17 protein-coding genes and 1 pseudogene are annotated in these 23,625 nt (G+C 60.7%); 11 read left to right on the top strand and 7 right to left on the bottom strand.

The genetic code is table 11. The annotated features are described in order from the left end of the window. Positions 1-34: 34 nt before the first annotated feature. A complete protein-coding gene (locus tag AB8B33_RS17620) occupies positions 35-1,159 on the bottom strand; it encodes an acyl-CoA dehydrogenase family protein (RefSeq protein ID WP_439016343.1) in 1,125 nt (374 codons plus the stop codon). A gap of 162 nt (positions 1,160-1,321) precedes the next feature. On the opposite strand from AB8B33_RS17620, the gene AB8B33_RS17615 reads away from it, so the two are divergent. Continuing rightward, positions 1,322-2,098: a metallophosphoesterase family protein gene (locus tag AB8B33_RS17615; protein ID WP_113319581.1), complete on the top strand. Its 777-nt coding sequence runs from the start codon at positions 1,322-1,324 to the stop codon at positions 2,096-2,098. Between the two features lie 7 nt (positions 2,099-2,105). Here AB8B33_RS17615 and AB8B33_RS17610 read toward each other — a convergent pair whose 3' ends face one another. Together AB8B33_RS17610 and AB8B33_RS17605 are read right to left on the bottom strand one after the other, a co-directional pair. Next, the gene (locus AB8B33_RS17610) at positions 2,106-5,285 is read right to left on the bottom strand and encodes an efflux RND transporter permease subunit (protein ID WP_439016342.1); all 3,180 of its coding nucleotides are present in this window, start codon (positions 5,283-5,285) and stop codon (positions 2,106-2,108) included. Next, the gene (locus AB8B33_RS17605) at positions 5,282-6,457 is read right to left on the bottom strand and encodes an efflux RND transporter periplasmic adaptor subunit (protein ID WP_439016341.1); all 1,176 of its coding nucleotides are present in this window, start codon (positions 6,455-6,457) and stop codon (positions 5,282-5,284) included. The genes AB8B33_RS17610 and AB8B33_RS17605 overlap by 4 nt, the downstream gene beginning before the upstream one ends. Positions 6,458-6,954: 497 nt before the next feature. On the opposite strand from AB8B33_RS17605, the gene AB8B33_RS17600 reads away from it, so the two are divergent. Genes AB8B33_RS17600 through AB8B33_RS17590 form a run of 3 tightly spaced genes read left to right on the top strand, consistent with a single transcriptional unit; the run spans position 6,955 to position 10,182 of the window. Further along, positions 6,955-7,419, top strand: a complete 465-nt coding sequence (locus tag AB8B33_RS17600; protein ID WP_113319559.1) for a MarR family transcriptional regulator — start codon at positions 6,955-6,957, stop codon at positions 7,417-7,419. After that, positions 7,412-8,635: an HlyD family secretion protein gene (locus tag AB8B33_RS17595; protein ID WP_439016340.1), complete on the top strand. Its 1,224-nt coding sequence runs from the start codon at positions 7,412-7,414 to the stop codon at positions 8,633-8,635. The genes AB8B33_RS17600 and AB8B33_RS17595 overlap by 8 nt, the downstream gene beginning before the upstream one ends. 5 nt (positions 8,636-8,640) lie before the next feature. After that, positions 8,641-10,182: a DHA2 family efflux MFS transporter permease subunit gene (locus AB8B33_RS17590; RefSeq protein ID WP_439016339.1), complete on the top strand. Its 1,542-nt coding sequence runs from the start codon at positions 8,641-8,643 to the stop codon at positions 10,180-10,182. Positions 10,183-10,198: 16 nt separating this feature from the next. Here the strand turns inward: AB8B33_RS17590 and AB8B33_RS17585 are convergent, their stop codons facing one another. From AB8B33_RS17585 to AB8B33_RS17575, 3 genes are all read right to left on the bottom strand, one after another. Further along, positions 10,199-10,813, bottom strand: coding sequence for a DNA-3-methyladenine glycosylase (locus AB8B33_RS17585; RefSeq protein ID WP_113319562.1), 615 nt, complete (start codon positions 10,811-10,813; stop codon positions 10,199-10,201). 80 nt (positions 10,814-10,893) lie between these two features. Continuing rightward, positions 10,894-11,208 (bottom strand): hypothetical protein, encoded by a 315-nt coding sequence (locus tag AB8B33_RS17580; RefSeq protein WP_113319563.1) that lies wholly within the window; start codon positions 11,206-11,208, stop codon positions 10,894-10,896. 19 nt (positions 11,209-11,227) lie between these two features. After that, entirely contained in the window at positions 11,228-12,142 is a 915-nt protein-coding gene (locus AB8B33_RS17575) for a LysR family transcriptional regulator (RefSeq protein WP_439016338.1), read from the bottom strand. 121 nt (positions 12,143-12,263) lie between these two features. Here AB8B33_RS17575 and AB8B33_RS17570 point away from each other — a divergent pair, with 121 nt between their 5' ends. Further along, positions 12,264-13,004, top strand: a complete 741-nt coding sequence (locus tag AB8B33_RS17570; RefSeq protein ID WP_439016337.1) for an SDR family oxidoreductase — start codon at positions 12,264-12,266, stop codon at positions 13,002-13,004. Positions 13,005-13,057: 53 nt separating this feature from the next. Then, positions 13,058-13,960, top strand: a complete 903-nt coding sequence (locus tag AB8B33_RS17565; protein ID WP_113319566.1) for an SDR family oxidoreductase — start codon at positions 13,058-13,060, stop codon at positions 13,958-13,960. A gap of 240 nt (positions 13,961-14,200) precedes the next feature. On the opposite strand, the gene AB8B33_RS17560 is transcribed toward AB8B33_RS17565, so the two are convergent. After that, positions 14,201-15,112, bottom strand: a complete 912-nt coding sequence (locus AB8B33_RS17560; RefSeq protein ID WP_439016336.1) for a LysR substrate-binding domain-containing protein — start codon at positions 15,110-15,112, stop codon at positions 14,201-14,203. 165 nt (positions 15,113-15,277) lie between these two features. On the opposite strand from AB8B33_RS17560, the gene AB8B33_RS17555 reads away from it, so the two are divergent. From AB8B33_RS17555 to AB8B33_RS17535, 5 genes and pseudogenes are all read left to right on the top strand, one after another. Then, the gene (locus AB8B33_RS17555; protein ID WP_113319568.1) at positions 15,278-16,090 is read left to right on the top strand and encodes an alpha/beta hydrolase; all 813 of its coding nucleotides are present in this window, start codon (positions 15,278-15,280) and stop codon (positions 16,088-16,090) included. A gap of 47 nt (positions 16,091-16,137) precedes the next feature. After that, positions 16,138-17,328, top strand: coding sequence for an efflux RND transporter periplasmic adaptor subunit (locus tag AB8B33_RS17550; RefSeq protein WP_439016335.1), 1,191 nt, complete (start codon positions 16,138-16,140; stop codon positions 17,326-17,328). A gap of 121 nt (positions 17,329-17,449) precedes the next feature. Further along, positions 17,450-20,647 (top strand): efflux RND transporter permease subunit, encoded by a 3,198-nt coding sequence (locus AB8B33_RS17545; RefSeq protein ID WP_439016334.1) that lies wholly within the window; start codon positions 17,450-17,452, stop codon positions 20,645-20,647. Between the two features lie 249 nt (positions 20,648-20,896). Next, a pseudogene (locus AB8B33_RS17540) lies at positions 20,897-21,814 on the top strand (NAD(P)-dependent oxidoreductase); the annotation flags it as partial. After that, a complete protein-coding gene (locus AB8B33_RS17535) occupies positions 21,811-23,595 on the top strand; it encodes an IlvD/Edd family dehydratase (protein ID WP_439016333.1) in 1,785 nt (594 codons plus the stop codon). The pseudogene AB8B33_RS17540 and the gene AB8B33_RS17535, both read left to right, overlap by 4 nt. Positions 23,596-23,625 lie beyond the last annotated feature (30 nt).

The raw sequence follows: 23,625 nt of genomic DNA, 5'->3' as shown, positions 1-23,625 counted from the left end.
ATGCAAAGTGGGGCACAGTTTTGCGGGAGTTGCTTCAGCTTTCCCTGATTTTCAGAATATGCGCGCCTGCTGCCTTCAACAGCGGCTCGCGCTGGATTGCCATGTCGTGGATGCGGGCGTTGCGCCAGTGACGGTCGAGGTTGAGCGCTATGCTGCCGGTCGCGCCCCGGGCCAGTTCGAAGAGAGCATTTGCCGTGTCCAGCGCCACCTCGGTTGCCGTGAGGTAGGCGGATGAGGCGGAGTAATAGGCTTCCGCCATGGCTGCTTCGGCGGGGCTTACCTGGGCGATATCCAGTTTGCGGCCTGCCTGTTCCAGCGCGCCGGTCGCGATTTCGATGCGGATGGCGCGCTCGCCGATTTTGCCAAAGAGGGCAGAGGGCTCCTTCGCCATGACGAGCAGGTCGGCAAAGGCTGCACGGGCGATACCGAGGCTGACGGCTGCCTGCAGCAGAAGGCCCAGGGACTTTTCCGTCGTGTGATCGCCGGATGGAGCGGCGGTGACGGTATCTGCATTCACATGCAGTTTGCCGGCAATCAGCGTTGCCGTGCCGTTGGTGCGAAGCCCGAAAGCATCCCAGTCGTCTATCGCCTGCAGTTCGTCGCTGTCACGCTGCAGATGCAACGTCACCCTGCGGCCGCCGGGATCGATCGCTGCTGCGGCGATCCAGTCGGAGAAAAGGATGGCGGCTGCCTGTTCCGACCGGCCTGTCAGGCGAAAGCCGGAGCCCTCGGCAACGAGGCTTGCCTGATCGGTAAAACGGGTCGCAGCGAAACGGTCGCCGTCCAATGCGCGGGTGAAAAGGGCGATCTTCAGCTCTTCCGAGGGCTGGTTGCGCAGCCCTTCCAGCACGCGGAAGTGAGATGTCAGCACGTTGCCGATCGAGGCATCGCTTTCGGCGACGATGGCGACGATCTCGGCGAGCAGGGCGTTGGAAATATCGAGCCCGGCATATTCAGGGGGAACGGTGATTGCTGTGAGGCCGGATTGCGAGAGCGCGTCGAGCTCGGCGTTTGGCATGAGGCGGTTGATGTCGCGCTCGCTTGCCTGCCGGCGAAATCCGGCCGCAAGCTCGCGAGCCGCGGAGATGGCCTCCTCCTCAGTCGCGATGCGGTGCGCCGGAGGACGCACATTGTCGTGCAGTTGCGATACGGTGCCCATCTGCCACTCTTTCCTGGTGCTAAAAAAGTGCGTGATTGCATCGACTTGCGTAAGGCCGCTTTTTCCACAAAAGCCCGGCCGGCGGAATTTTCTTACCAGCTTGATCGCCTTGCCGTATGCTCTACTTATGGTTAAGGGACGGCGAACTGATCAGGAATGATGATGAGTGATTCTCTTGCACGAAGCCGCGAGGGTTCGAAGGCTGGACGTCAGCCGCGCCCGCGCGTGAGCATGGATATAGCCGACATCCCCACTTATGCCATCGGCGACGTGCATGGTCGTCTCGATCTGCTGCAGAAAGCGGAAGAGGCGATCGTCCGGGATGCAGAGCATATACCGGGCACCAAACTCATCGTCATGCTTGGCGACTATATCGACCGCGGTCCACAATCGGCGCATGTCATCAGCCATATCATGGACCCGGCGCCCGAGGGTTTCGAGCGCATCTGCCTTGCCGGCAACCATGAGATCGTCATGCTCGACTATATCGACGGCTGGGCATCCTATGACGACTGGATGACCATGGGTGCCGCCGAGCTTCTGCGATCCTACGGTCTCGATCCCGATCACCTGCCGCTCGTTTTCCGTTCCGGTGCGCAGCTCGACGCCTTCATCCGCCAGTCGCTGCCGCATACCCATATCGATTTCATCCGCTCCCTGCCGATCATGCTCGATACGCCCAATGTCGCCTTCGTGCATGCGGGCATCGACCCGCGCGTGCCGCTCGAAGAGCAGGCCGATGACGATCTGGCTTTCATTCGCCAGCGTTTCCTGGAAAGCCCGCTGCCACTGCCGAAGCTCATCGTCCATGGTCACACGCCCGGCGACCAGCCGGATGTGCAGCCAATGCGGTTGAACCTCGACACCCGCGCCTTCAGGAGCGGCAGGCTCTCCGTCGCCCGCTTCTGGCAGGGCCAAGTTTACCTCTTCTCCACCTGAAACCGGTTCAGGCAGCATTCTCTTCCGCATCGACCTGAGCCGGCGCTTCCGCCGGCTTTTTGCGCCAGCGGCGCAGCACGACATAAAAGACCGGCGTCAGGAACAGGCCGAAGATCGTCACACCCAACATGCCCGAGAACACAGCCGTGCCGAGCGACTGGCGCATTTCAGCACCTGGGCCGGTGGCGATGGCAAGCGGTAGAACGCCGAAGATGAAGGCGAAGGCCGTCATCAGGATCGGGCGCAGGCGAAGATGGCTTGCCTCGATTGCGGCATCCACGACGCTTTTCCCTTCTTCTTCCGCCTGTCGTGCAAACTCGACGATCAGAATGGCGTTCTTGGCCGCAAGGCCGATCAGGACGATCAGGCCGATCTGGGTGAGGACGTTGTTGTCCATTCCCCTGAGCCATACGCCGATCAACGCGGCGAGCACTGCGAGCGGAACGATGAGGATGATGGCCAGGGGCAGGACCCAGCTTTCATATTGTGCCGCAAGCGCAAGGAAGACGAAGATCACCGACAGGGCGAAGATATAGATGGCGGTATTGCCGGTATGGGTTTCCTGATAGGCAAGCTCGGTCCATTCAAAGGTCGTTCCGGGCGGCAGGATCTGCCCCGCCAGCGCTTCCATCTTCTTGATGGCATCGCCGGTCGATGTGCCGGGAGTCGGATTGCCCTGAAGCGGCACCGAGACATACATGTTGTAGCGCTGGACAAGTGCCGGACCGCTGGAATCCTGTATGTCCATCAGAGTGCCGAGCGGGACCAGTGCACCGGTTGCCGATCGAACCTTCAGCGCCAGGATGTCGTCCCTGTCCATGCGATATTGCCGGTCAGCCTGGGCGCGAACCTGATAAACGCGCCCGAATGCATTGAAGTCGTTCACATAGGCAACGCCGAGGTTGATGGACAGTGCGTTGAAGATGTTGGGGATTGGCACGTTCAGGAAACGTGCCTTGTCGCGATCGATCGCGAGGAAATATTGCGGGCTTGCGTCCGAGAATGTCGTGAAGACGCCGGTCAGGCCCGGAGTCGTGGCTGCGGCACCCATCATCTGGCGGGCTAGACCAAGGACACGCGTCATGTCCGCGTTTTCAAGATCCGAAATCTGCATCTTGAAGCCGCCGGAATTGCCGACGCCGCGCACGGATGGCGGCGGGATGGCGATGATGAAGGCTTCCTGGATGCTTTGCAGCTTGCCGTAGAGTTCGCCGATGATCTTGTTGGCGGTTTCGCCACCTTCTTCACGTTCGGCAAAGGATTTGAACGGGACGAAGACGACGCCGGCATTCGAGGCATTGGTGAAAGTTGCCCCGCTGAAACCGGCAAATTGCACGGCATTGCCGACGCCCGGCACCGTGCGGGCAATGTCACCCACTTGTTTGACGACGGCGTCGGTACGCGCAAGCGAAGCGCCGTCCGGAAGCTGGATGACGATGATTGCGTAACCCTGGTCCATGGTCGGGATGAACCCCGAGGGAACTTTCTGTCCCATGTACCAGGTCGCGCCCAGCAGGCCGGCGAAGACAATAAGCGAAGCTGTCAATCCTACCCAACTGCTGACCAGATGCCGAACGATCCAGGAATAGCCGGAACTCATCCGATCGAATCCGCGGTTGAAGCCGTTGGCAAGCCCGCTTCCCAGCTGGGAGAAGATATTCTTGCGCTTGGTCTCGTGATCGTGGGTTTTCAGCAATATGCCTGCGAGCGCAGGCGACAGCGTCAGCGAATTCAATGCGGAAATTGCCGTGGTGACTGAAATCGTCACCGCGAATTGTTTGTAGAATTGTCCGGAAATGCCGGGAATGAAGGCCGTCGGCACGAACACTGCGATCAGCACCAGCGAGATGGCGACCACGGCGGTCCCGACTTCGTCCATCGTGACGTGCGCCGCCTGTTTCGGGGTCATGCCGCGCGCCAGGTTTCGCTCGACATTTTCCACCACCACGATCGCGTCGTCGACAACGATGCCGATCGCAAGGACGAGGCCGAACAGCGTCAGCATATTGAGCGAGAAGCCGAAGGCGAGCAGGACCGCGAAAGTGCCGATCAGCGATACGGGGATGGCGATGATCGGAATGAGGGCAGTTCGCCAGGATTGCAGGAAGACGAGGACGACGATTGCCACGAGGATCGCCGCTTCGGCGATGGTCCTGTAGACTTCATTGATCGAATCCGAGATGAATTCGGTCGTATCGTAGACGATGCGGTACTCCAGACCCTGTGGGAAGTTCTGCGAAAGATCCTTCATGATGCCCTGGATCTGATGGGCGGTATCCAGTGCATTGGTTCCCGGTCGGGCGAAGATGCCGAGAGCAACTGCGGGGTCATTGTTGAGATAGCTGTTGGTGACGTAGTCTTGTGCGCCAAGCTCGATGCGGGCGACATCCTGCAAGGCCACAAGCCGGCCGGTGGCCGTCGATTTCACGATGACGTAGCGGAACTGGCGCACATCCGAGAAACGTCCGTCCGTTCGCACCGTATATTCGAACGCATTCTTGCCGGTGACCGGTGGCGCGCCGATCTTGCCGCCCGATACCTGGACGTTCTGGTCTCTCAATGCGGCAACGACGTCATCGGATGTCATTCCGTAGGCGGAGAGCTTTTCCGGATCCAGCCAGATTCGCATCGAATATTGGCGCTCGCCGAAGAGTTGCACATCGCCGACGCCGTCAAGGCGTACGAGAACGTCGCGTATGCGGTTGCGGGCATAATTCGAGACGTAGAGCTGATCATAGCGGTGCGACGGCGACAGGAGGTGCACCACCATCATCAGGTCAGGCGAGCTCTTGTCGGTGGTCACGCCAAGCCGCTGAACTTCCTCGGGAAGACGGGGCAGGGCGATAGAAACGCGGTTCTGGACAAGAACCTGGACCTTGTCGAGATCGGTGCCGAGCTTGAAGGTGATCGTCAGCGACATGGCGCCATCGGCGCTGGAGTAAGAAGACATGTAGAGCATGTCTTCGACGCCGTTGATCTGCTGCTCGAGCGGGGTTGAAACCGTATCGGCGATCGTCTGCGGGTCGGCGCCCGGATAGGAGGTGCGCACGACGATGGTCGGCGGCGCGATCTCCGGATATTGAGAGACCGGCAATTGCGTATAGGCGATGCTGCCGACCACGAGAAGAACGATCGAAATGACGGCCGCAAAGATTGGCCGGTCTACGAAGAAATGGGCAAATCTCATTGGCCGCTCTCCGCACCGGCGGTTTCCGGCGGCGCGTCCGTCCGCTCCTTCGGCAGTTCGGTCATCTGAGGTGTTACCTTTGCGCCGGGCCGGGCGCGTATCAGGCCATTGACGATGATCGTCTCGGTGCCGTCGAGGCCTTCGCGAATGACGCGGTAGCCATAGAGCCGCGGACCGGGCCTCACGGGCTTGGTCGATACCGTGCCGTCGGTACCGACGACATAGACGACACGCTCATTCTGGTCTGCGCCGATTGCCTCGTCAGGAACGAGAATGGCCTGATAGGTGTTGGAGGCTTCGACCTGGATGCGACCGAAGAGGCCGGGCTGAAGGACTAGATCGGGGTTGGGGAAGCGGGCGCGCAGACGAATGGTGCCGCTCTCGTTGTCGATCCGGTTCTCGGCGAAATCGAGTTTTCCCTTGAATGGCTTGGCATTGGGATCCGAGATCGTGACTGTCACATCCAGTCCGCCACCGCCCTGCTGGAGAACCTTGCCGAGCTTGCGTGCGGTGTCGGCGAAATTCAGCAGGCGGCGCTCGTCGACGTCGAAATAGAAATCGATCGGGTCGAGGGAAACGATCGTCGTCAGCACCGTCTGGTCGGTCTGCACGAGGTTGCCGGCGGAGATCAGGCGGCGGTCGATGCGGCCGCTGAGCGGCGCGGTAATCTCGGTATATTCCATGTCGAGAGCCGCGCGATCGGCTGCAGCCTGCGCGCCGCGGACATTGGCTTGCGCTGAATCGAATTCGCGGCGGCGATCGTCCAGCGTCTGCGCCGACTGGCTGCCGCTCGAAGCAAGCGACTGGGCGCGCTTATATTGCGCATCGGCAAAGACCAGAGCCGATTTCGACGCTTCGAGCGCGGCATTGGCCTGATTGAGCGCGGTTACGAACGGCCTCTGATCGATGACGAAGAGCCGGTCGCCCTGTTTCACCAGAGCGCCGTCGGTGAAGTCGATTTCCTGCAGGTAACCACCGACACGCGAGCGGACTGAGACCTCATCGACAGGTTCGAAACGGCCGATGAACTCATCACTATCGACCACATCGCGCACGACGGGTTTGGCGACGGTGACGGGCGGGGGAGCAGGCGCCTGCTGTGCCTCAGCAATGAGCGGCAGGAAGGCGGCAAAGCAGCCGAGCGCCAATATCTGTCGAAGCGAATAAGCCATTCCGGTCCCCCTTGCGGGCGGCCGAACGCGGCCGCCTGAACCTATGCCTGAGATAAGCTGTTTATGTCTGCTGGAACGAAAACATGAGCCTTCGTCCTAAGTCCGAATTCTACTCATGCTTGGCTGCCGGGAAGATGACAGGTGCAGGCCAGCACCTCGAAATCAACCGGAGGAAGAAAATCCTGCTTCTCCCTAACTCTATGAAGGCAGACTATAAACGGGAGAATCCAAAAATTGCAAATGCCAATTGATTGCATTGATTTGGAGTTCCGCAAACCCCCGGCATTTCCGCCGATGCCTCGCTTTGTCAAATTGCTGAGACGAGTTTCGGCCGCTGCTTGAACCTTTCGAAAGACCGGATCGAAGGCTCTGCTAGGTGTGGGCTGCGGCATTTTGGCCGCAGGTGCGGAATCTTGAGGTTGTATCCTTGTGCACTGCATATGCTCAATATATCTACCAATATCATAAGGATGCTTATTACTAGCCGGCGAAGGTATATGACCAACAATCCAACACTCGGTTTTCTTCTGCACGACGTGGCCCGTCTGCTTCGCAAACGGTTCGAGCAGCGCGCAAAGGACCTTGGGCTGACGCGGTCTCAGTGGCAGACGCTTGCCTATCTCGCCAATAATGAGGGCATCCATCAGAGCGGGCTTGCCGAGATCCTCGAAATCGAGCCGATCACGCTGGTCCGCATCCTCGACAAGCTCGCCGAGCGCGGCCTGATCGAGCGCCGCCAGCACCCGACCGACAGGCGCATCTGGCTGCTCTACATGCGTGAAGCAGCCCATCCGATTCTCGCCGAAATGCGAGAGATCGGCGACGTGACCCGCGGCGAGGCGCTGGAAAGCATAACACCCGAACAGCGCGACCAGCTTTTCCACATCCTATCCGTAATGAAGACGAACCTGGTGCAGGCGTGCCGGAGTCCGGTCGCCGAGAATGAGACGAAACATGGCTGATCAATCCCCCCTGCGCGTCGTGTCCGACGCGAATGCCAAGAACCCTGTCGAAGAAAAAGAAATTCCCCAACAACCGGAAACGGTGGCTGAGGCGCCTTCATCCAATTCAGCGCCCGCGGCTGCCGCGGTGGCTGCGCCTGGCGGCAACAAGGTCCGCCGCCGGCGCAGCTTCACCCGTCCCGTCCTCTTTGCCCTGCTGCCGGTGGCGCTCGTCGTCGGCGGCTACTACTACGTCAATGGCGGTCAGATCATGTCGACCGACAATGCGTATATCCAGGCGGACATGGTGGGCATCACGACCGACGTTTCCGGTCTCGTCGAGCAGATCAACGTTCATGAGAACGAGCAGGTCAAGGCGGGGCAGGTGCTCTTCAGCCTGCGCTCTGATTCCTTCAAGATCGCGCTCGATGGCGCCAAGGCGCAGCTCGGCGCGCAGCGCAACCAGATCATGAACCTCAAGGCCAGCTATCAGCAGTCGCTCGCCGAAATCACGCAGGCTGAAGCCGATCTGCCCTATTACCAGGATCAGTTCGACCGGCAGCAAAATCTCGTCAACAACGGCAGCGCGACACAGTCGGCCTATGACGAAGCCAAGCACAATCTCGAGGCCGCGCAGCAGAAGGTTTCCGTCGCCAAGGCGGAAGCCGCAACGACGCTTGCCCAGCTCGGCGGCAATGCCGAACAGCCGGTCGAGGAAAACCCGCTGTACCTGCAGGCCAAATCGCAGGTCGACAACGCTCAGCGCGAGCTCGACCACAGCGTCGTCAAGGCGCCCTTCGACGGCATCGTGACCAACGTCAACGCGCTGCAGGTCGGCTCCTACCTCCAGGCTTCGCAGCAGGCCTTCTCGCTAGTTTCGACCTCGCATCTGTGGATCGCCGCGAGCCCGAAGGAAACCGAACTCACCTACGTCAAGCCCGGCCAGTCGGTCGATATCTACGTCGACACTTATCCGGGCGTCATGTGGAAGGGCAAGGTCGAGAGCATCAGCCCGGCATCGGGTTCTTCCTTCTCGCTGCTGCCGGCACAGAATACGACCGGCAACTGGGTAAAGGTCGTACAGCGCATTCCGATGCGCGTCAGCATCGACGACTCTCAGGGCAAGCCGCCGCTTCGCGTCGGCATGAGCACGGTGGTCGATGTCGATACCGGCCATGCGCGCGGCCTGCCTGATTTCGTCAACAACCTTTTGGGCCACGGCAACAGCCACGAGTAACGGCCATGAGCACTGCTCCTGCATCACCGGCAACCCCGGTTGCCAATCGCGGCGCGATCACGGCCTGCGTCATCCTGGCCGTCATCATGCAGGCGCTGGATACGACGATCGCCAACGTGGCGCTGCCCTATATCCAGGGCAGCGTTTCGGCCTCCGCCGACCAGATCAACTGGGTTTTGACCTCCTACATCGTCGCGGCCGCGATCATGACGCCGCCGTCTGGCTTTCTTGCTGCCAAGTTCGGCCGCAAACGTGTGTTGCTGACGGCGATTGTCGGCTTCGTTGTCGCCTCCGTGCTTTGCGGTCTGGCGCAGTCGCTGCCGCAGATCGTTGCCTTCCGCCTGCTGCAGGGCCTGTTCGGCGCCTCGCTGGTTCCGCTTTCCCAGGGCATCCTCCTCGACATCTATTCCGCCGAGGAGCGCGGCTCGGCCATGGCCCTATTCGGCGTCTCGGTCATGGTCGGGCCGGTTCTGGGTCCTGTCATCGGCGGCTGGCTGACGGACAATATCAGCTGGCGCTGGGTCTTTTACATCAACATTCCGATCGGCGCGCTCGCCTTTGCCGGCATCGTCATATTCGTCTCGGAGACGAAGAGGGATGCGCTCGCCAAGCTCGACTGGTTCGGCTTCGGGATGATGAGCCTGTTCATTGCGGCGCTACAGCTTTTCCTCGACCGCGGCGAGCAGCTCGACTGGTTCTCCTCCGGCGAGATCATGGTCGAGGCGATCGTCTGCGCCGCAGCCTTCTATCTGCTCCTGGTACATACGCTGACGGCGGAGAAATCCTTCGTCAATCCGCGGCTGTTCCTCGACCAGAATTTTACCGTCAGCATGATCTTCATCTTCGTGATCGGCATCACCTATCTCGCCTCACTGGCGCTGATGACGCCATATCTGCAGACGCTGATGGGTTATCCGGTCACTACGGCGGGTATCGTCATGGGACCGCGCGGCCTTGGCACCATGCTCTGCATGTTCATTGTCGGTCGGTTGATCGGCAAGGTGGATACGCGCTGGCTGCTGCTGCTCGGTCTCGGGCTGACGGCCTGGGCGATGTACGACATGACCGGCTGGACGCCCGACGTCTCGCAATGGACGATCATCTCGGTCGGCTTCATCCAGGGCGCCGGTCTCGGCTTCCTCTTCGTGCCGCTGACGACGATTGCCTTTGCGACGCTGCCGGCCCAGATGCGCGGCGACGGAACCGGCCTCTATAACCTGTCGCGAAACATCGGCTCCTCTGTCGGCATTTCGATTGTCTCGGCACTGATTGTCGAGAACACGCAGAGCAACCATGAGTCGATTGCGGCCTATGTGACGCCGTTCAACCACGCCTTCAATGCGACGGCCGCACAAGGTCTCAGCCCGCTGACGGCGGTCGGCCGCGCGGCGCTTAACGACGTCATCACGCTGCAGTCGACCATCATCGCCTATATGGACGACTTCAAGCTGCTGATGCTGATGTCGCTCGCCGTCATGCCGCTAGTTCTGCTGCTGCGCAAGCCGAAGGCCGCGCCGGCCGTGGACCATAGCGCCGTCATGGAATGACGTTGAAGATTCCCATTTAGCGGAACGGCTTGCTCAGATATCGCGATCCCTGAATGCCGAAGCGCCATGGTGCTTCGGCATTTTTCGTAATGCCAATCCGCTTGCCCGAGACGATGGGCACAGGCGCGGAAGGCGAGATCGCATAGGGTGGCTGGTCGAGCGTCCGGTCGTTGATGGAGATATCGATATCGAGTGCTTGGCAGAGCTTGCCGGGGCCGCTGCAAAGCTGTGTCAACGCATCAGTGCCTCGCCGATCAATCATCGCAGCCAGACCGATTTCCGGCTCCAGCGCGCGAATCAATACCGCCGAGCCCGGTGTGCAGACGAAGTTCAGGCACCAGTACATGCCATAGATGCGGTAGATATAGACATTGCCCGGATGGCCATACATGGCGCCATTGCGCTTCGTTGGACCACGGAAACTGTGGGAGGCCGCGTCATCCGGGTAATAAGCTTCCGTCTCGGTGATCCGCCCACCTGTATCGTTGACCGTGAGGTGGCAGCCGAGAAGATCGCGAGCGACCTCGATCGCATCGCGTTCGAAGAAGTGGCGCAGGCTCTCCCCGGCAAGCGGGCCGGCGCCGATCGCGCCATCAGTCGTTTCGATCGTCATGGAAATTGCCGATAGCATTCCCTTCGCCGATCTGCCACCCGGAACAATCGTTCGCCGGCTGGCTCGCGCGGCATCGACAACATCATCTCAAAGCAGATCTAGTGGCCGGCATTGGGGTCGCGTATCGAAATCGACGAACTGGTGACGGAAACCGGATCGCTCGCCGGGAAGGAATCTTCGAGGCCTTCCTGCAGCTCTTCTTCAAGGAGCGCAGCATCCTTGCTGCGGGCGCCGTCGCCGTGAACGGGCTCGAATGCGGAAGAAAGCAATGCTTTTGCCTTGGCTATGGCATTTTCGTGCGTGAGATCGGGGGCGTTGCGCAGCGTGACTGCAATCCTGTCTTCACCCTCGTTGCCGAACTCGACGACGAAGCCCTCATCCGTCTGGTAAACCATGGTGTCGCTGAGTGCCATGTTCGTTCCTCCGAGAGTGCTAATATGAGTGAACCGTGTTTTCGGAATTTTGTCGAGCAAAGACCTTCACCAGCCAGTCGATGAAGACGCGCACGCGCGGCGAGAGCTGGCGGTTGCGCGGATAGAGCAGCGAAACCGGCGTCTGCGTGAGCGGGAAATCGGCCAGCATTTGGACCAGGGTGCAGGCAGCAAGATCCTGTTCGGCGTGGTAACGCGGGATCTGGATCATGCCTAGCCCCATGCGAGCGGCGGAAATGTAGCTTTCGGCGGCGTTGACGGTCACAGTCGCGGGGATCGTGATGTTGCGCACGCTGCCGTCGACGATGAATTCCAGGGGCAGAGGGCCGGCGCTGCCGGTCGCACGGAAGCCGACCATGCGGTGTGTATCCAGCTTGTCGGGATGCCCGGGCTGACCGAAAGCGGCGATATAGGATGGCGAGGCGAGGGTGATCTCATCCAGCATGGCGACTCGCCGCGCAACCATCTCGCTGTCCTGCGGAGTGCCGACGCGTAGCACGCAGTCGATGCCCTCGCGCACCAGATCTACCAGGCGGTCGCCCTCGCTCATATAGAACTCGATATCGGGATAGGTTTCCAGAAAGGACGGCAGGCTCGGCAGCACGAAATGCCGGGCGAGCGTGCCGTGCACATCGACCCGCAGCAGCCCCTTCGGCTTAGCACCGGCGAAGGCGCCTTCGGCATCCTCGATATCGGCCAGAATCGATAGACAGCGCTGGTAATAGGCTTCGCCGTCGAGCGTCGGGCTGACATGGCGCGTCGTGCGCTGGAGCAAGCGCACGCCGAGGCGGGCTTCCAGCTGCTTGACCGCGTCCGTCACCGTCGAGCGCGGCAGGCCGGTATCTTCGGCGGCAAGCGTGAAGCTGCGGCGCTCCACGACGCGGGAAAAGACCCGCATGGCATCGAATCTGTCCATTTTATTTTGTTCGTGTTTCCCGGATAGTGATGCCGAATAATGGCCGATTATCCGCAAAGTGAAAAGGGACATCTTCTTCTCATCGAAAGGGCGCTGCGGCGCCGAACCAAAGGAGAAGAAAATGTCTGCCAATCAAAACAAGGTCGCTCTCGTTACCGGCGCTTCGCGCGGCATCGGTGCTTCGATTGCAGAACGTCTCGCAAAGGACGGCTTCACCGTCGTTATCAACTACGCTGGCAACGCGGCGCTCGCCGAAGAACTGGCCCAGAGGATCGAGAAGGCCGGCGGCAAGGCCCTGACGGCGCAGGCCGACGTTGCCGATGCGGACGCCGTGCGCCGCATGTTCGATGCTGCAGAGGCAGCCTTCGGCGGTGTCGACGTCCTCGTCAACAATGCCGGTATCATGCTGCTCTCCCGTCTTGCCGATGTGGACGATGCCACCTTCGACCGCCAGATCAGCGTAAACCTCAAGGGCACGTTCAACACGTTGCGCGAAGCTGCCAAGCGACTGCGTGACGGTGGCCGGGTCATCAACTTCTCGAGCTCGGTCGTTGGCCTGAAGCCGGAAGCCTATAGCGTCTACGCCGCCACGAAGGCCGCCGTCGAGACGATGGGCGCGATCCTGTCCAAGGAAATGCGTGGCCGCCAGATTACCGTCAACTCGGTCGCCCCCGGTCCGACAGGCACCGATCTCTTCCTCAACGGCAAGTCCGACGAACTCATCGACCACCTTGCCAAGGCAAACCCGTTGGAACGTCTCGGAACGCCTGAGGATATTGCTGGTGTCGTTGCCTTCCTCGCCGGCCCTGATGGTGCTTGGGTCAACGGTCAGGTGCTGCGTGCCAATGGCGGCATGGTCTGACGCAAACTCGTGGCGGTGTCGCGCCGCCCCACTCTCACAGAAGGAATAGGATCATGAGCAAGCAAGTCATCGTCATCACCGGCGCTTCCAGCGGTTTCGGCGCTCTTACCGCCCGCGCTCTCGCCAAGGCCGGTCACACCGTCTATGCCTCGATGCGTGAAACCGAAGGCCGCAACCGGCCGCAAGTCGAGGCAGTGGAGGCCTTCTCCAAAGAAAACGGCGTCGAGTTGAAGGCTGTCGAACTGGATGTCGCCTCGGATGCCTCCGCCGAGGCCGGGATCGCCAAGGTGATCGCCGCCGAAGGCCATATCGATACGATCATCCACAATGCCGGTCATATGTCCTTCGGTCCGGCCGAAGCCTTTACGCCGGAGCAATATGCAGAGCTTTTCGATATCAACGTGCTGTCGACCCAGCGTGTAAACCGCGCGGTGCTGCCGCATCTGCGCAAGCAGGGCAAGGGACTGGTTGTCTGGGTTTCTTCCTCCAGCACCCGCGGCGGTACGCCTCCGTACCTTGCTCCCTATTTCGCCGCCAAGGCCGCCATGGACTCGCTTGCCGTTTCCTATGCCAGTGAGCTAACCCGGTGGGGCATCGAAACGGCAATCATCGTTCCCGGCGCCTTCACCAAGGGTACGAACCACTTCGCCCATTCCGGCTCGCCTGCCGATGCCGCCCGCGCCGCCGAATATAATGAAGGTCCCTATAAGGGCCTGCCGGAACAGGCGCTGAAAGGTCTTGCCTCGCTCGAACCCGCTGATGCAGATGCCGCTTCCGTTGCGACCGCCATCGTCGATGTCGTGAACATGCCCTTCGGAAAACGGCCGTTCCGTACCCATATCGATCCGTCGGAAGACGGCGCGGAGATCGTCAACGGCGTTGCGGACCGCGTGCGCGCCGAACTCTTCCGCCGCATCGGCATCGAGGATCTGCTGAAGCCCGTCACGAACGGATAAAGATCGTCGCAAACTTGTGAACGGTCTCTTGGGTGCGGCCCCTTACTATCCGGCTAAGCGCACCTATATCAAAATGGACGGAGGCGGACGGCAATCGCCGCCCGCCTCCCGACCTCCACTCCAGGGCCTGCCGCGCCTTTCCTGCGGTGCGACAGGCCTTCAGTTTCAGACATCAGATCAAGGCCCGTGACGGTTATCCCTCCCATCACGGGCCGCTTCTTTTCTACCAATGGCTCTATGTCAGTGGGCGTTGAGTTTGGCATCTGCCAGCAGTTTCACCAGCCAGTCGACGAAGACGCGAACCTTGTTGCTGAGATGCCGGTTCGGCGGATAGACAACGTAGAGCGGCAGCGACTCGCGCGTCCATTCCGGCAGAGTCTGAATCAGTTCCCCCTTTGCCAGTGGCTCACGAGCCATGAAGATCGGGATCTGGGCGAGGCCGAGGCCGGCAAGAGCTGCCGTCATATAGGTGCGGCTGTCGTTGACCGAGAGAATGTAGCGCGGATTAACCTCAATGATCTCGTTACCCTTCCGGAATTCGAAAGGCACCGTGCGATTGTTCTGGGCGCGAAAATAATTGACAGAATAATGTTCCGTTTCAAGCTCTTCCGGCCGCTGCGGCAGGCCGAATTTCTCGACGTAGAGGGGTGCGGCGCAGGTGACCATTTCGATCTCCGAAACGCGCCTCGCAATCAGCGACTGGTCGGCCGGCGTGCCGGCGCGCAGAGCACAGTCGACGTTTTCAGCGAGATAGTCGACGGTGCGGTCGCCGACGCCGAGGTCGATGCGGATATCGGGATAACGCTGATAGAAATCACAGAGCGCCGGCACCAGAATGGAATCGGCAAAGGCGCCCGCCATCTCGACGCGCAGCCTGCCCGTCGGCAGGCTCTGGGAGTTTGAAAGACTGCCGTCCAACTCCTCAAGTTCGGAAATGATCTGCGCGGCGCGTTCGTAATAAAGGGCGCCATCCGTCGTCACCATGACACGGCGGGTGGTGCGGTTGAGGAGCTTGGTGCGCAGATGCGCTTCCAGTCCTTGAATGAGATTGGTCACCGTCGCCTTGGGCATGGCGAGCATGTCGGCGGCGCGGGTGAAATTGCCCGTCTCCACTACGCGGATGAAGACGCGCATTGCCGAGAGTTGATCCATCGGTTCAATTCCGCAGTTTGCGTTGCAACATTGTTCGGGATTTGGAATAGTGTTATCGCGATATCGCTTCTTATTCCCGGTTTTGAATAACAATATCTTTTTAGTGCAAAATGCAAGAGACGGGCGTCATCCGTCCATCTGCAAAGCAGCGAAGAGATAGAGATTATGGTGCCCGAAATTAAGGACATGGTGCTGGAAAAGGTGGCCGCTGGCCCCGTTTCTGCGCGCGTCTACATGGGCGCCGATTTCGGCAAGGGTCCGCCGATCGTTCTCTATCTGCATGGCGGCGCGTTTCTCGACAGCGACCCCAATGCTGATCGCCCGATTGCCGCCAGCCTCGCAAAGGCAGGCGCGATCGTCGTTTCCGCGGATTACAGTACGCTTTCGGGCAATGTCTTTCCGAAGGCGCTCGAAATTTCCTTTTCGATCTTTTCCTATCTCGCTCTCAAGAAGGCCGGCCTCGGCGACCGCAAGTCACTGCTGTTCGTCGCCGGCGAAGAGGCGGGCGGCAATGTGGCCGCCGGTGTGGCGTTGAAGGCCCGCGACCAGATGCCGGATGCGCTTGACGGCCAGATCCTACTTTCGCCGCTTCTCGATCCATTCATGGGTACGTCCTCCATCCGCAAGGCGGACAAAATTGGCATGCGCCAGCGCTGGACGGAAGGCTGGAGCCACTACCTGAGTGGTGGCGGTTGTCATCCCTATGCCGCGCCTTGCCTGTGCTCGCGTATATCAGGTGTTGCGCCTGCTCTGATTTTTACAGCGGAGGATGATCCGCTGCACGACGAAACTATCGGTTACGCCGCTCGCCTGAAGAAGGCAGGTGTTGGCGTGCGCCAGCATGTTCTTCCCGCCGGGACAGGTTGGCCATCCATTTACGGCGGAAAATCTGAGGGGACTTCCACGTGGCAGGGCAACGTCAGCCGCCACTTTGGAGATTTTCTTCAGGACGTGAGCGTTCAGCCACAATTGCATTGAAGACGAACTGATTTTTACGGCCATTCGGGGCCGCAAGGAGAGTACCAATGACGTCCAGAAGTAAGCGCTGGGCCCTAGTGGGCGCCGGTCTGGGTGTTGCTGCGTCCGTTTCGGCCGCTGCCATCTTTTTCGAACTGCCGATGAGCGCAACCGCCACGGCCGCCTCTGAACCTGCGCAGCCTCCCGCTGTGCCGGTGACGGTTGCCGTCGTCGCCAGCCGTGATGTGACGAACTGGGAGAATTTCTCCGGTCGTCTTGAGGCTATCGACCGTGTTCAGATCCGTCCCCGCGTTGGGGGTGCCATCCAGTCCGTGCATTTCCGCGAAGGTGCCCTGGTCAAGCAGGGCGATCTGCTTTTCGCCATCGATCCCGCCCCCTATCAGGCGGCCGTATCCCAGGCGCAAGGTCAGGTCGCTTCGGCCGAAGCCAAGGTCAGCCTGGCGCAGACGGAACTCGACCGCGGTCGCCGTCTCTCAGACAACCGGACGATTTCGCAGAGCGACCTCGACCAGCGTCAGAGCACACTGGCCGAAGCCCAGGCAAGCCTGCGTTCGGCACAGGCGGCTCTCCAGTCCGCGCAGCTCGATCTCGATTATACGCAGGTTAAGGCACCGGTTTCCGGCCGTATCGGCAAGATCGAGGTCACGGTCGGCAACATCGTTGCAGCCGGTTCGGCTTCGCCTGAACTGACGACGCTTGTCTCTGTCGATCCGATCTATGCAAGCTTCAATGCCAGCGAAGAGATGGTCACGAAGGCTCTTTCGGAGCTTCCGGCAACCGACGCCGCATTGCCGGCCGTTGAACAGATCCCGGTTGAAATCGGCACGCTTGCCGATGAGGGAACGCCGATCAAGGGCAAGCTTCAGCTGGTCGACAACGAAGTCGATGCTGCCAGCGGCACCATTGCCGTGCGGGCAGTCTTCGACAATCCCGGCGGCAAGCTGATCCCCGGTCAGTTCGTTCGGGTGCGCATGGGCCAGCCGAAGGCCGAGAACAAGATCGTCATCAGCGACCGCGCAGTCGGCACCGACCAGGACAAGAAGTTCGTCTTCGTTGTCGATGGTGAGAACAAGGTCAACTACCGGCAGATCAAGCTTGGTTCGCTGTTCGATGGCCAACGCGTGGTCGAAGACGGCCTCGAAGTCGGCGACAAGATCGTCGTCAACGGCCTTCAGCGTATCCGTCCGGGTGCAGTCGTAGCACCCCAGATGGAAGAGAAGGTCGCGACCGCTCAGTAAGATCTGAGCTTCCTTCCCTCGGGGAGGCGGCCGTTACCCTAGACAACATGACCTGCCGGTGCGCCTTCGAGCCGCCGGCGAGGGACTTTGCATCCATGTTCACCCCGGAGAGGGCGTTAAAATGAACATATCCAGATTCTTTATCGACCGCCCGGTCTTTGCCGGTGTTCTTTCGGTCCTCATCGTGGTCGCCGGCCTCATCGGCCTCCGGGCGCTGCCGATCTCCGAATATCCGGAGGTCGTGCCGCCGTCGATCGTCGTGCATGCCACCTATCCCGGCGCAAACCCGTCGGTCATCGCCGAAACGGTGGCCACACCGCTCGAAGAACAGATCAACGGCGTCGAGGGCATGCTCTACATGTCCAGCCAGGCAACGTCTGACGGCGCCTTGAACGTCACCGTCACCTTCAAGCTCGGCACTGATGCGGACAAGGCACAGCAGCTCGTGCAGAACCGCGTGTCGCAGGCCGAACCGCGCCTGCCGGCGGAAGTTCGCGCGCTCGGCATAACCACGGTCAAGAGCTCGCCCGACTTCATCATGGTCGTCAACCTTGTCTCTGACGGGAACAGCCATGACATCACATATCTGCGCAACTATGCGACGCTGAACGTCAAGGACCGGCTAGCCCGTATCGCCGGTGTCGGCCAGGTGCAGGTCTTCGGTGCCGGCGACTATTCCATGCGTGTATGGATCGATCCGCAGAAGGCAGCCGAGCATAATCTTGCCGCAAGCGACATCAGCAATGCGATCAGCTCGCAGAACGTCCAGGCCGCTGCCGGCATCATCGGCGCTTCGCCGAGCCAGAAGGGTGTCGATCTTCAGCTCAACGTGAACGCCCAGGGTCGTCTGCGCACGCCCGAGGAGTTCGGCAGCATCATCGTCAAGACGGGCGCCAATGGCGAGATCACCCGTCTGCGCGATGTTGCCCGGATCGAACTGGGTGCCGCCGACTACACGCTGCGTTCGCTGCTCGACGGCAAGCCGGCTGTCGCCGTTGCCGTTCTCCAGGCGCCGGGTTCGAACGCAATCGAGATCGCCGACAATGTCCGCGCGACGATGGACGAGCTGCAGTTGGCCATGCCTTCAGGCGTGAAGTACGAGATCGTCTATGATACGACGAAGTTCGTTCGCGCCTCGATCGAGAAGGTCATCGACACGCTGCTCGAAGCCATCGCGCTCGTCGTTCTCGTCGTCATCCTGTTCCTGCAAACATGGCGTGCCTCGATCATCCCGCTGATTGCCGTTCCGGTATCCATCATCGGTACATTCGCGGTCATGTACATGTTCGGCTTCTCGATCAATGCACTCAGCCTTTTCGGCCTGGTGCTGGCGATCGGTATCGTTGTGGATGACGCGATCGTCGTCGTTGAAAACGTCGAACGCAACATCGAGGCTGGGCTCAGTCCGCGTCAGGCGACTTACAAGGCCATGAAGGAAGTCTCCGGCCCGATCATCGCGATCGCGCTGGTGCTTGTCGCGGTCTTCGTGCCGCTCGCCTTCATCTCCGGTCTGTCGGGTCAGTTCTATCGCCAGTTCGCGCTGACGATCGCGATCTCGACTGTCATTTCGGCCTTCAATTCGCTGACGCTGTCTCCGGCGCTTGCCGCCCTTCTCCTGAAGGGGCACCATGCGCCGAAGGACTGGCTGACGCGGTTCATGGACGCGATCTTCGGCTGGTTCTTCCGCGGCTTCAACCGCGCTTTCGGCGCCGGTTCGAACGCCTACGGCAAGGGCGTCGGCGGTCTGGTATCGCGCAAGAGCATCGTCATGGTGATCTATCTTGTGCTGGTCGGAGCGACATACAGCATCTTCAATACGGTGCCGGGCGGCTTCGTGCCGTCGCAGGACAAGCAGTATCTGATCGGTTTTGCCCAGTTGCCGGATGCTGCAAGCCTCGACCGCACGGAAGACGTCATCAAGCGTATGACCGACATCGCTCTGGCGCAGCCGGGCGTTGCCAACGCGATCGCCTTCCCGGGCCTGTCGATCAACGGCTTCACCAACTCTTCGAACGCTGGCATCGTCTTCGTGACGCTGAAGGATTTCGAGGAGCGCAAGACGCCTGATCTTTCGGGTGGGGCAATTGCCATGGCCCTGAACCAGAAGTTCGGCGCCATCCAGGACGCCTTCATCGCCATGTTCCCGCCGCCGCCGGTCAACGGCCTCGGCACGACGGGTGGTTTCAAACTGCAGATCGAGGATCGCGCGGGCTTGGGCAACCAGGCGCTCGACGAAGCCACGAAGGCCGTGCTTGCGAAGGCCTATCAGACGCCTGAACTGGCCGGCCTGTTCTCCAGCTTCCAGATCAACGTGCCGCAGCTCTATGCCGATCTCGACCGCGCCAAGGCCGAGCAGCTCGGAGTTTCCGTCACCGACGTCTTCCAGACGCTGCAGATCTATCTTGGCTCGCTCTATGTGAACGACTTCAACGCCTTCGGCCGCACTTACAGCGTCCGTGTGCAGGCTGATGCCAAGTTCCGCGCCCAGCCGGAAGATATCGGCCAGTTGAAGGTTCGCTCGGCATCGGGCCAGATGATCCCGCTTGCAGCCCTCCTGAAGGTGGACGCAAGCACTGGTCCGGAGCGTGCGAACCGGTATAACGGCTTCCTTGCTGCCGATATCAACGGCGGTCCGGCACCGGGCTTCTCCTCCGGGCAGGCTCAGGCGGCAATCGAGAAGATCCTGCATGAGACACTTCCCGCTGGCATCGACTTCGAGTGGACGGACCTGACCTACCAGCAGATCCTCGCCGGTAACTCCAGCGTCGTCGTCTTCCCGCTGGCCTTGCTGCTCGTCTTCCTGGTGCTTGCTGCCCAGTATGAGAGCCTGACACTCCCGCTTGCGATCATCATGATCGTGCCGATGGGTGTTCTCGCCGCCTTGACCGGTGTCTGGCTCACCGGTGGAGACAACAACATCTTCACGCAGATCGGCCTCGTCGTCCTTGTCGGTCTATCGGCCAAGAACGCGATCCTGATCGTGGAATTTGCCCGCGAACTCGAGTTCGAAGGCAGGACGCCACGTGAAGCCGCGATCGAGGCCAGCCGCCTGCGTCTGCGCCCGATCCTGATGACCTCCATGGCCTTTATCATGGGTGTCGTGCCGCTCGTCACCTCGACCGGTGCCGGTTCCGAAATGCGCGCGGCCATGGGTGTCGCGGTCTTCTCGGGCATGATCGGCGTGACCTTCTTCGGCATCTTCATGACGCCGGTATTCTACGTGCTTCTGCGCCGGATGACGGGCAACCGCCCGCTCGTTCAGCACAACGACAATCATCCGCAGGACGAGGACGACCATATGAAGGTCGCTGCGGAATAACCTCTCCTTTGTCGGGTAAATCGGGCGGGGGCCTTGGTCCTCGCCCGTTTCGTTTTAAAGCGTCCTTTGTACGTCCATCCGGATGCCCAAAGGACGCTTTAACTCTTTGAATCTACTCATAGTGCTTCCAAAAATCGATTCCGATTTTCGGGCCGATGCTGTGGGTATGAGACAAAAATGCGTTACGTCCATCAAAACTGTTGCATGCTGAGGTAAGGAGATTATCAAAGGCAGACAACAGTTCGGGAGGGCTGGGTGACGCACGCATCAAAAGACAGCGGGAAGCGCAAGATCGCTTTCCTTGGCACCGGCCTTATGAGCGCGCCGATGGCGCGGCGCCTGCTTGGCGCAGGCTTTTCCGTCACCGTCTGGAACCGTGATCGAACCAAGGCTGAGACCCTTTCCGGCAATGGTGCCACTATCGCCTCCGCACCCACCGAAGCCGCCTCAGGGGCCGATATCGTTATCTGCATGCTGACCAATGCTCAGGCCGTCAGTCAGGTGCTGTTCGACATGGGCACGGCGGAGGCCATGAAGCCGGGTGCTGTTGCCATCGACATGAGCTCGATCGCTCCACCTTTCGCGCGGGAACACTCAGAGAAGCTTGCCAAGCACGCCATCCGCCATATCGATGCGCCGGTTTCCGGCGGCGTGGTCGGGGCTTCGGCAGGGGCGCTTGCCATCATGGCGGGTGGGGATGCGTCCGTCATTGCTGAACTCTCGGATGTTTTTGCGCCGATGGGGCGCGTCACTCACGTCGGCCCCGATGGGGCAGGGCAGCTTGCGAAGCTCGCAAATCAGCAGATCGTGGCAGTGACGATCGGCGCCGTCGCGGAGGCGATGATGCTGATCGAGGCCGGCGGTGGTTCGCCGGCCGCTTTCCGGGATGCGGTGCGTGGTGGCTTTGCGGACAGCCGCATTCTGGAGATCCACGGCAAGCGCATGATCGACCGGCAGTTCGCGCCGGGTGGTTCTTCGGCTAACCAGTTGAAGGATCTCGACGCCGTCATGGCGACCGCGAAAGCCCTTTCCCTGACCTTGCCGCTGACGGAAGCGGTTCATGCCGAATTCACAGAATTTGTTGCCAGGGGCAACGGCGAGACGGATCACAGCGCCTTGCTGCTCCATCTCGAAGACAGGAATGCCCGACCGGGAGGAAAGAAATGACCGACAGCAAGACCGCCAAGCGCCGCCTGCGTTCGCAGGACTGGTTCGACAATCCCGATCATATCGACATGACGGCGCTCTATCTGGAGCGCTTCATGAATTACGGGGTAACGCCGGAGGAGCTGCGGTCCGGCAAGCCGATCATCGGCATCGCCCAGAGCGGCAGCGATTTGACCCCCTGCAACCGCGTCCATATCGAATTGGCAATGCGCGTGCGGGACGGCATCCGCGATGCGGGCGGCATCCCGATCGAATTTCCGACGCATCCGATCTTCGAGAACTGCAAGCGCCCGACGGCAGCACTCGACCGCAATCTCGCCTATCTCGGCCTTGTCGAAATTCTCTACGGCTATCCGCTCGACGGTGTTGTGCTGACGACCGGCTGCGACAAGACCACGCCTTCGGCGATCATGGCGGCTTCGACGGTCGATATTCCGGCGATTGTTCTCTCCGGCGGGCCAATGCTCGACGGCTGGCATGAAGGAAAACTCGCCGGCTCGGGCATGGCGATCTGGCAGTCGCGCCGGAAGCTCGCGGCTGGCGAGATCGACGAAGAGGAATTCCTGCAGACGGCACTCGATTCGGCACCCTCCGTCGGCCATTGCAACACGATGGGCACGGCCTCGACCATGAACGCGCTGGCCGAGGCGCTAGGCCTGTCGCTGACAGGCTGCGGTAATATTCCGGCTGCCTATCGTGAGCGCGGCCAGATGGCCTATCGCACCGGCCGTCGCGCAGTCGAGATCGTGCTCGAAGACCTGAAGCCGTCGGATGTCCTGACGCGCGAGGCCTTCCTCAATGCCATCAAGACCAATTCCGCGATTGGTGGCTCGACGAACGCCCAGCCGCATCTTGCCGCCATGGCGAAGCATGCTGGGGTCGAGTTGTATCCCGAGGATTGGCAGGTGCATGGTTTCGATATTCCGCTGCTGGCGAATGTGCAGCCGGCGGGTGCCTATCTCGGCGAGAAGTTCCATCGCGCCGGCGGCACCCCTGCTGTCATGTGGGAATTGCTGCAGGCCGGCAAGCTCGATGGTGACTGTCGCACCGTCACCGGCAAGACCATGGCGGAGAACCTGAGCGGGCGAGAGTCACGTGACCGCGACGTCATCAAATCCTACAGCGAGCCTCTGAAAGAGCGTGCGGGCTTCCTCGTACTCAAGGGCAACCTCTTCGATTTCGCCATCATGAAGATGAGCGTCGTATCCGAGGATTTCCGCAAGCGTTACCTGCAGGAGCCGGGCCGGGAAGGCGTCTTCGAGGGTAAGGCTGTCGTCTTCGACGGTTCGGAGGATTACCACAAGCGCATCAACGATCCGGAGCTCGGCATCGACGAGAACACGATCCTCGCCATCCGCGGTGCCGGCCCGCTCGGCTGGCCGGGCTCTGCGGAAGTGGTCAACATGCAGCCGCCGGATCATATCCTGAAGCGCGGTATCAAGAGCTTGCCGACGATCGGTGACGGGCGCCAGTCCGGCACTTCGGACAGTCCGTCGATCCTCAATGCCTCCCCGGAAAGTGCTGCAGGCGGCGGGCTTGCGTGGCTCAGGACCGGCGACATCATTCGCATCGATTTCAATCAGGGGCGTTGCGATATGCTGGTTGACGAGGCTGAAATCGAGCGACGCAAGGGCGACGGAATCCCGCCGGTGCCGGCCGATGCGACGCCATGGCAGCGCATCTACCGGAAAACGGTGACGCAGCTGTCAGATGGTGCGGTCATCGAGGGGGCAGCAGAGTTCCGGCGGATTGCCAGGAACCCACCGCGACACAATCACTGATTAAAGCAATACTGATTGAAAAGAAGGCAG

The sequence above is a fragment of the Rhizobium sp. 768_B6_N1_8 genome, assembly GCF_051811225.1.
GTDB lineage: Bacteria > Pseudomonadota > Alphaproteobacteria > Rhizobiales > Rhizobiaceae > Rhizobium.
This window is presented reverse-complemented; position numbering and strand designations above follow the sequence as displayed.

Bases quoted from the DNA above. Each gene is read 5' to 3' on its own strand.
- AB8B33_RS17620 (WP_439016343.1), bottom strand. From the start codon at position 1,159: ATGGGCACCGTATCGCAACTGCACGACAATGTGCGTCCTCCGGCGCAC.
- AB8B33_RS17615 (WP_113319581.1), top strand. From the start codon at position 1,322: ATGAGTGATTCTCTTGCACGAAGCCGCGAGGGTTCGAAGGCTGGACGT.
- AB8B33_RS17610 (WP_439016342.1), bottom strand. From the start codon at position 5,285: ATGAGATTTGCCCATTTCTTCGTAGACCGGCCAATCTTTGCGGCCGTC.
- AB8B33_RS17605 (WP_439016341.1), bottom strand. From the start codon at position 6,457: ATGGCTTATTCGCTTCGACAGATATTGGCGCTCGGCTGCTTTGCCGCC.
- AB8B33_RS17600 (WP_113319559.1), top strand. From the start codon at position 6,955: ATGACCAACAATCCAACACTCGGTTTTCTTCTGCACGACGTGGCCCGT.
- AB8B33_RS17595 (WP_439016340.1), top strand. From the start codon at position 7,412: ATGGCTGATCAATCCCCCCTGCGCGTCGTGTCCGACGCGAATGCCAAG.
- AB8B33_RS17590 (WP_439016339.1), top strand. From the start codon at position 8,641: ATGAGCACTGCTCCTGCATCACCGGCAACCCCGGTTGCCAATCGCGGC.
- AB8B33_RS17585 (WP_113319562.1), bottom strand. From the start codon at position 10,813: ATGCTATCGGCAATTTCCATGACGATCGAAACGACTGATGGCGCGATC.
- AB8B33_RS17580 (WP_113319563.1), bottom strand. From the start codon at position 11,208: ATGGCACTCAGCGACACCATGGTTTACCAGACGGATGAGGGCTTCGTC.
- AB8B33_RS17575 (WP_439016338.1), bottom strand. From the start codon at position 12,142: ATGGACAGATTCGATGCCATGCGGGTCTTTTCCCGCGTCGTGGAGCGC.
- AB8B33_RS17570 (WP_439016337.1), top strand. From the start codon at position 12,264: ATGTCTGCCAATCAAAACAAGGTCGCTCTCGTTACCGGCGCTTCGCGC.
- AB8B33_RS17565 (WP_113319566.1), top strand. From the start codon at position 13,058: ATGAGCAAGCAAGTCATCGTCATCACCGGCGCTTCCAGCGGTTTCGGC.
- AB8B33_RS17560 (WP_439016336.1), bottom strand. From the start codon at position 15,112: ATGGATCAACTCTCGGCAATGCGCGTCTTCATCCGCGTAGTGGAGACG.
- AB8B33_RS17555 (WP_113319568.1), top strand. From the start codon at position 15,278: ATGGTGCCCGAAATTAAGGACATGGTGCTGGAAAAGGTGGCCGCTGGC.
- AB8B33_RS17550 (WP_439016335.1), top strand. From the start codon at position 16,138: ATGACGTCCAGAAGTAAGCGCTGGGCCCTAGTGGGCGCCGGTCTGGGT.
- AB8B33_RS17545 (WP_439016334.1), top strand. From the start codon at position 17,450: ATGAACATATCCAGATTCTTTATCGACCGCCCGGTCTTTGCCGGTGTT.
- AB8B33_RS17535 (WP_439016333.1), top strand. From the start codon at position 21,811: ATGACCGACAGCAAGACCGCCAAGCGCCGCCTGCGTTCGCAGGACTGG.